This is a genomic window from Kitasatospora sp. NPDC059722 (genome assembly GCF_042733235.1).
Taxonomy (GTDB): domain Bacteria; phylum Actinomycetota; class Actinomycetes; order Streptomycetales; family Streptomycetaceae; genus Kitasatospora.
Window position 1 is genome coordinate 1 of record NZ_JBHWGD010000172.1, and the last position, 7,630, is coordinate 7,630.

Annotated in this window: 7 protein-coding genes; 6 read left to right on the forward strand and 1 reads right to left on the reverse strand. The window is 74.7% G+C overall.

Features of this window, described 5'->3' with window-relative positions; translation table 11 throughout:
• The 3 genes from ACFV4F_RS41370 to ACFV4F_RS41380 all read left to right on the forward strand — a co-directional run.
• Positions 1-363 (forward strand): thiamine pyrophosphate-dependent enzyme (locus tag ACFV4F_RS41370; RefSeq protein ID WP_380510823.1); only part of this gene is annotated, 363 nt, incomplete at its 5' end.
• A complete protein-coding gene (locus ACFV4F_RS41375; RefSeq protein ID WP_380510825.1) occupies positions 360-1,322 on the forward strand; it encodes an alpha-ketoacid dehydrogenase subunit beta in 963 nt (320 codons plus the stop codon). The genes ACFV4F_RS41370 and ACFV4F_RS41375, both read left to right, overlap by 4 nt.
• A gap of 30 nt (positions 1,323-1,352) precedes the next feature.
• The gene (locus ACFV4F_RS41380) at positions 1,353-2,138 is read left to right on the forward strand and encodes a DUF3050 domain-containing protein (RefSeq protein ID WP_380510828.1); all 786 of its coding nucleotides are present in this window, start codon (positions 1,353-1,355) and stop codon (positions 2,136-2,138) included.
• Between the two features lie 20 nt (positions 2,139-2,158).
• Here the strand turns inward: ACFV4F_RS41380 and ACFV4F_RS41385 are convergent, their stop codons facing one another.
• Complete coding sequence (locus ACFV4F_RS41385) at positions 2,159-3,511, reverse strand: acyltransferase (protein WP_380510830.1); 1,353 nt, start codon at positions 3,509-3,511, stop codon at positions 2,159-2,161.
• Between the two features lie 133 nt (positions 3,512-3,644).
• On the opposite strand from ACFV4F_RS41385, the gene ACFV4F_RS41390 reads away from it, so the two are divergent.
• From ACFV4F_RS41390 to ACFV4F_RS41400, 3 genes are all read left to right on the forward strand, one after another.
• Positions 3,645-6,017 carry an FHA domain-containing protein gene (locus ACFV4F_RS41390; protein ID WP_380510833.1) on the forward strand — a complete coding sequence of 791 codons (2,373 nt, stop codon included), beginning with the start codon at positions 3,645-3,647 and terminating at the stop codon, positions 6,015-6,017.
• Between the two features lie 140 nt (positions 6,018-6,157).
• Positions 6,158-6,736, forward strand: a complete 579-nt coding sequence (locus ACFV4F_RS41395; RefSeq protein WP_380495611.1) for a hypothetical protein — start codon at positions 6,158-6,160, stop codon at positions 6,734-6,736.
• 41 nt (positions 6,737-6,777) lie between these two features.
• Positions 6,778-7,630, forward strand: an 853-nt coding sequence (locus ACFV4F_RS41400) for a serine/threonine-protein kinase (RefSeq protein WP_380510836.1), incomplete at its 3' end; no start/stop codon positions are given.

The following is a 7,630-nucleotide window of genomic DNA, read 5'->3' on the forward strand; positions in this document are numbered from 1 at the left end:
CCGCCCGGACTCGCCGTCCGCGCCGCCGCCCGCCGCGCCGTCGACCGGGCGCGCAGCGGCGGCGGCCCGGCCTTCCTGGAGTGCCGCACCTACCGCTTCGAGGGCCACCACACCATGGAACGCCGGATGAAACCGCGCTACCGCACCCCCGAGGAGGTCGACGCCTGGCGCACCCGCGACCCACTGCCCCGGGCCGCCGCCCTGCTCGACCCCGCCGCGGTCGCCACGATCGACACAGAAGTCTCACAACTCCTTTCCAGTGCCGAGGATTTCGCGCTGGCATCCGCACACCCCGACCCGGCCGGCGCCGCCGACCACCTGTACGCCGACGGGCTGCGCCCCAGAGCAGGAGCGGTGGTATGACCCGCCTGTCGTACACCAAGGCGCTCAACCGGGCGCTCGCCGACGAGCTCGCCGCGGACCCTGCGGTCTGCGTGTTCGGCGAGGACATCAGCGCCGGCCTGGCCGGCCCCACGCTCGGGCTGCTGGACCGCTTCGGCCCGGAGCGGATCGTCGACACCCCGCTCTCCGAGCAGGCGTTCACCGCGATGGCGATCGGCGCCGCGCTCGAAGGGCGGCGGCCCGTACTGGAGTTCCAGATCCCCTCGCTGCTGTTCCTGGTCTTCGAGCAACTCGTCAACCAGGCCCACAAGTTCTCCCTGATGACCGGCGGCCAGGCGGGCGTGCCGCTGACCTGCGTCGTGCCCGGCTCCGGCTCCCGGGACGGCTGGGCGGGCCAGCACTCCGACCACCCGTACAGCCTCTTCGCGCACGCCGGGGTGAAGACGGTCGTGCCCGCCACCCCGACCGACGCCTACGGGCTGCTGCGCTCGGCCATCCGCGACCCGGACCCGGTCGTCCTGTTCGCACCCGCCGCCGCCCTGCCCGTCCGGGAGACGGTGACGTGGGAGCTCGCACCGGTCCCGCTCGGCCGGGCCCGGATCCACCGCTCCGGCACCGACGTCACCGTCGTCGCCGTCGGCCACCTCGTCCACGACGCGCTCGCGGTGGCCGAGGAGGTCGCCGGGGAGATCTCCGTCGAGGTCCTCGACCCGCGCACGCTCCATCCGCTCGACTGGCCCGCGCTCGCCGCCTCGCTCGAACGCACCGGCCGGCTGGTCGTGTTCGACGACTCCAACCGCAGCTGCGGCTTCGGCGCCGAGGTGCTCGCCACCGCCGCCGAGGAGCTGCGCCTCACCGCCCCGCCGCGCCGGGTCACCCGCCCGGACGGCGCCGTCCTGCCGTTCGCCCCCGTCCTCGACCGCGCCCTCCAGCCGAGCCGCGACCAGCTGCGCCGCGCGCTGTACGCGGTACTCAAGTAGCCCCTCCCCTCTCCCCCGAAAGGACTCCGCATGTCCACCAACCGCTACCACTGGGACCGTTCGCACCCCGGCCTGACCGGCCTCCAGCAGGCCGTCGACCCGCTGCGCCGCGAGGTGGTCGGCCACACCGTCTACGGCGGGCTGACCGGCCTCGGTCGGGTCCGCACGTTCCTGGAGAGCCACGTCTTCGCCGTCTGGGACTTCATGTCGCTGCTCAAGAGCCTCCAGCGCGACCTGACCTGCGTCGACGTCCCGTGGGTGCCGGCCGGCCCGACCGCGAGCCGGCGGCTGATCAACGAGATCGTGCTGGTCGAGGAGAGCGACGAGCTCGGCGAGGGCTACACCAGCCACTTCGAGCTGTACGTCGACGGGATGCGCCGGGCGGGCGCCGACACCGGCCCGGTCGAGGCCTTCCTGGAGCTGCTGGGCGCCGGCACGGCCGTCCCGGAGGCACTGAAGGCGGCCGGGGTGCCGCAGGCCGCCGCCGACTTCACCGGCACCACGTGGTCGATCGTCGAGAACGCGCCCGTGCACTGCCGGGCCGCCGCCTTCGCCTTCGGCCGGGAGGACCTGATCCCGGACATGTTCGCCCAGGTGGTGCGGATCGACGACCCGGACGGTGCGCTCACCGTCTTCAAGGACTACCTCGTGCGGCACATCGAGGTGGACGGCGAGCAGCACACCCCGATGGCCATGCAGATGCTGATCGACCTGTGCGGCGAGGACGACGCGAAGTGGGCGGCGTGCACCGAGACCGTCCGGCTCGCCCTGCGGGCCAGGGCGCAGCTCTGGACGGCCATCGAGAAGGCTTTCTGACGAAGCTTTCCGACGGATCGTCAGATCACTCGGGGCACGGCCGCGGCCGGCGGGGGCAGTTCGTCGGCCGGGTCGCGGAAGCGGTGCAGCGCCGCCCGGCCCTCCGCCCCGCGCAGGCGGGCGGCGAGCCGGGCGGGCAGCACGACGGTGGCCAGGAGGCCGGTGCCGCGGAAGCCCTCGACCGTCCAGCAGACCCACGGCAGCGGGTAGTTGGCGGCCGGGCTGAAGTACACCGGCCGCTCGCCCTGGAAGCGGACGTCGTACGCGCCGAAGCGGCTCCAGTTGGAGAAGCTGAAGCGGCGGGCCGCCGGGTCGAAGCCGACCGGGACGCAGTCGCCCAGCCGGTCGCGGCCGACGGCCGCCAGGAAGCGCAGGTTGGCCCGCAGGTTGAGGTGCTCGGCCGGGAAGTCGGCGACGGCCGTGCGCAGGGCGGCGGCGAGCGCCGCGGGCCCGTCCTTCGCGGAGTGCGTGAGGTGCAGGTCGCTCAGCAGGTTGCCGACGTGGGCGGGCGAGAGACCGAGCCAGCGGCGGGCGTTGACCGGGACGGTGAGCATTCGCTCGGCTTCGTCACCGTCCAACTCCCGGACGGTGCAGACGACATGGGCGCAGAGGACGTCCCCGGCGGAGAGCCGCCGTCCGGCCGCCGCGCCGAAGTCGGCGCGCATCCGCTCGATCTCGGCGTCCCCGAAGTAGATCTGGACGGTCCGGTTGGCGCGCGGCCCGGCCGCCACCTCGCGGGCCAGGAACGCGGCCTCGGCCGGGTCGGGCAGCCGGAAGCCGGGCCGTCCGCAGTCCTCGGCGGGGAGCACCTCGTCGAGCAGCGCGTCCTGGTCGGCGACGAGTTCGGCCTCCGGCAGCGGCTCGCCCTCGACCGCCGCCGACCATGCGCGCATCAGCAGCATGAAGCTCTGCAGGTCCCCGACGGCGTGGTGCCAGGAGCAGCCGAGCACGGTGCCGCCGTCCGCGGTTCGGGTGACGCGGACGGTGAACAGCGGCCCGCCGCCGGTGCGCGCGGCCGGGGCGTCCACCGGGTCGACCAGTTCGGCGCCGGCGGCGGCGACGCGGCCCATCGCCCCGGCGAGCGTGCCGTCCACGGCGTGCACGTCGAAGGGCACGCCGGCGTCGTCGCAGACGGCCTCCAGGGCGCCGCCGGCGGTGGTGCGCAGCCGCCCGGCGAAGACCGGGACCCGGTCGAGGGCGCGGGCGAGGCCGGCGGCGAGCCGCTCGTCGTCGAGCGGCCGGTCGAAGAAGAGCACGACCGAGACGGCGAGGTCGGCCAGCATGGTGTCCATCAGTCCGCAGCGCAGGACGGTGCCGGGCGCGCGGCCCGCTCGCACGATCCGGGAACGGCGCAACTCCGGCCAGGCGTTCATGCGTTCCGTCCCCGGGTGGTCGGCGGATGGCGTGCGGGCACGCCGAACGATAGTGGCGCGCGGATCCAGTGGTCCAGTCCAATCACCGGGTGAAAACGCGCCCCCGGACACCCCCGGCGATACAATGCCGACCATGGGAGAGCGCCTGGCCGCACCCGTGGCACCGCCCCTGATGGTGGTCACCGACACCGACTCGCAGCTGATCGATCCGGGTCGGTCCTACCACGTCGGCCGCGACCCGACGAGCGAGATCGTCCTGGACGACCCCCGCGTCTCGTGGCACCACGCCGTCCTGCACGCCATCGGCGACCACTGGGAGCTGGAGGACGTCGGCAGCACCAACGGCACCTACGACGACGGGCGCCGGATCAGCGCCGAGGACGTCGGTCCCGGCACCCGGGTGCGCTTCGGCAACCCCGCCGACGGCCCGTCCGCGACCTTCGCCGGCCTCCCCCGGCCCGCGCCCGGCGAACGCCCGTCCCTGGTCGCCCCGCAGTCCTCCGGCACCTTCCGCAGCCCCAGCGCCGTGCTGCCGCTGCCCGCCCGGGCCGTGCGGATCGGCCGCTCGCCGGACAACGACCTCGTCCTGGACGACCTCGTGGTCTCCCGCCACCACGCCGAACTGCGCGAACTGCCCGGCGGCGGACACGAGATCGTCGACCTCGACAGCCACAACGGCACCTACCTCAACGGCAGCCCGGTCCGGCGCGCGCCCGTCGGCCCGGCCGACATCATCGGCATCGGCCACTCCGCGCTGTGCCTGTCCGACGGCCACCTCGTCGAGTACACCGACACCGGCGAGATCTCCCTCGACGTGCAGGACCTCGTCGTCCGCGTCGGCCCCGACCACCGGGTGCTGCTCGACCGCGTCGGCTTCCCGCTCCCCGAGAAGGCGCTGCTCGCGGTGGCCGGCCCAAGCGGCGCGGGCAAGTCCACGCTGCTCAACGCCCTCACCGGGCTGCGCCCCGCCGACGAGGGCACCGTCCTGTACGACGGGCGCGACCTCTACCGCGACTACGCCGAACTGCGCCGCCGGATCGGCCTCGTGCCGCAGGACGACATCCTGCACACCCAGCTCACCGTGCGCCGCGCCCTGTCCTACGCCGCCGAGCTGCGCTTCCCCGGCGACACCGACCCGCACGAGCGCGAGGCGCGGGTCACCGAGGTGATCCACGAGCTCGGCCTGGACGAGCGGGCCGACCAGGTCATCGCGAGCCTCTCCGGCGGCCAGCGCAAGCGGGTCAGCGTGGCCCTGGAGCTGCTGACCAAGCCCTCCCTGCTCTTCCTGGACGAGCCGACCTCCGGCCTGGACCCGGGCATGGAACGCTCGGTGATGCACATGCTGCGCGGGCTGGCCGACGACGGCCGCACGGTGGTCGTGGTGACGCACAGCGTGCTGAGCCTGAGCGTGTGCGACCGCCTGCTGGTGCTCGCCCCCGGCGGCCGGACCGCCTACTACGGGCCGCCGCAGGAGGCGCTGGCGTTCTTCGGCTTCGACGAGTGGCCGGAGGCGTTCGAGGCGTTCGAGAGCGACGACCGGGGCGTCTGGCAGCAGCGCTTCCGCGCCTCGCCGCAGTACCACCGGTACATCGCCGCCGAGGCCGCCGCGGCCGTCCCCAGGGGACCCGCCGCCCCGGGTTCTCCCGCCATCGGCCGGGAGAAGCCCCAGGGCTGGTTCGCCCAGCTCGGCACCCTCGTGCGCCGCTACACGGCGGTGCTCGCCGCCGACCGGCTCTTCCTCACCATCATGGTCGTGCTGCCCTTCGTCATCGGCGGCATGTGCCGGGCGATCGCGGGCACCCGGATCTCCCAGGAGAACGCGATCAACTGCCTGATCACGCTCTGCCTCGGCGCCCTGCTGACCGGGTCCGCGAACTCGGTGCGCGAGCTGGTCAAGGAGCGCGCGATCTACCGGCGGGAACGCGTGGTCGGACTGTCCCGGTCGGCGTACGTGGTCTCGAAGGTCGTGGTCCTCGGCGCGGTCACGGTCGGTCAGGCCGCGCTGCTGACCGTGGTCGGCATCGCCGGGGTGAGGATCGAGCCCAAGCTGCCGCCGGGCGCACCGCCCGCGGTGACCACCGGCGTCGTGATGCCGCAACTGCCCGAACTGATCGTCGCGGTGGCCGTGCTCGCGTTCTCCGCGATGATGCTCGGGCTGCTGGTCTCGGCGCTGGTGGCCCAGGAGGAGGCCACCATGCCGCTGCTCGTGCTCGTCTCGGTGGTCCAGATCGTCTTCACCGGCCTGATGCTCAAGCTGCACGGAGTGCCCGGCCTGGAACAGGCGTCCTGGCTCGTGCCGTCCCGGTGGGGCCTGTCCGCCATGGCCCGCACCGTCGACCTGCGCAACCTGTCCTTCCCGACCGTCCTCACCGCCGACCCGCTCTTCCGCCACGAGCGCCGCGGCTGGCTCCTCGGCATGGCCGCGCTGGCCGCGCTCTCGGTGACGTACGGCCTGCTCGTCCTGGCCCTGCTGCGCCGCCACGAGCCCGCCGTCATGCGGAAGTAGCCGGCGCCGCCGCGCCGGGAAGCCCCGGCCCGCCGCCGGTAGAGTGGGAACCGACCTGTGGTGCGAGTGCCGCACGCAGCCCCCGCCCCGGGGCCCGACCCCCGGGCGCCGGCCCGCGCGGCGGAGGAAATGTGCCGCGCATGGACGAGTTCGCGTTCCGCCCCACCCACATCGCCCCGCCCGGCGGGATGGCCACCTGGGCGGCCCCCGACCCGGCCCGGCCGTCGGCTCGGCTGGACGAGCTGCTCCCCGTGCGGCTCGTCGCCCGGCAGGGCGACTGGGCCCGCGTGCTGTGCTCCAACGGCTGGACCGCCTGGGTCGACGCCCGCCTGCTGATCACCCTCCCGGACGCCCCGCCGGTCGCCGGCGGTCCGCCCGCCCGCACCGCCGACCCGCGCCCGGCCCTCGCCGACGCGGCGGCCGCCCTGGAGCGCCACCGGGCGCTGCTGGAGCGGCTGGCGGCCGGCGCCCTGGACCTGGAGTCCTTCCGGGAGCAGACGCGCGGCCTGCGCGTCGGCCTGGTCGTCGACGGCGAGGCGCTGTGGGTGTTCGACCCGGTGCACGACCGCTGGTGCTACTGCGACGGGCTCCAGCTCCAGACGTACGCGGCCACCGACCGGGTCGAGCCGGAGCCCGCCTCCCCCGCCCCCGCAGAACCCGCCTCCCCCGCCCCCGCGGAGCCCGACGACTACGCCCGCACCCGGGCGGCCGAACCGTGATCCCGTCCGGACCGGGCACCGGCCCGCCGCCCGAGAGCCCGATGGGGCCCGCCGACGCCGCCGGCCTGCCCGCCGGGATGGTCGGGCGCGAGGTCGCCGGCTACCGCCTGGAGGGCGAGGTCGGGCGCGGCGGCATGGCCGTCGTCTACCGCGCGAAGGACCTGCGGCTCGGCCGGACCGTCGCCGTCAAGCTCCTGGCCCCCGAACTGGCCCGCAACGAGGTGTTCCGGCAGCGGTTCATGCACGAGTCCGAGGCCGCCGCCGCGATCGACCACCCGCACATCGTGCCGATCTTCGAGGCCGGGGAGCACGAGGGCATCCTGTTCATCGCGATGCGCTACGTCGACGGCGGCGACCTGCGCGCCCTGATGGGCCGCAGCGGGCCCTTCCCGGTCGACCGGGCCGCCCGGCTGGCCCTGCAGATCGCCTCCGCCCTGGACGCCGCGCACGACCACGACCTGGTCCACCGGGACGTCAAGCCCGGCAACGTGCTGGTCGCCGCCGGCACCGACAGCGAGCACCCCGAGCACCTGTACCTCGCCGACTTCGGGCTCACCAAGAAGTCCCTGTCGCTCAGCGGGCTGACCAGCGTCGGCCAGATCGTCGGGACGCTCGACTACGCGGCGCCCGAGCAGATCTCCGGCCGCCCGCTGGACGGGCGCTGCGACCAGTACGGCCTCGGCTGCGTGGTGTTCGAGATGCTGGCCGGCGCGCCGCCGTTCCGCCGCGAGAGCGACCTCGCGCTGCTCTGGGCGCACCTCCACGACCCGCCGCCCCGCGTGCGCGAGCACCGCCCCGACCTGCCCGAGGCCGTCGACGCCGTGGTCGCCCGGGCGCTCGCCAAGGCGCCCGAGGACCGGTACGCGACCTGCCTGCAGTTCGTCGCCGAGCTGC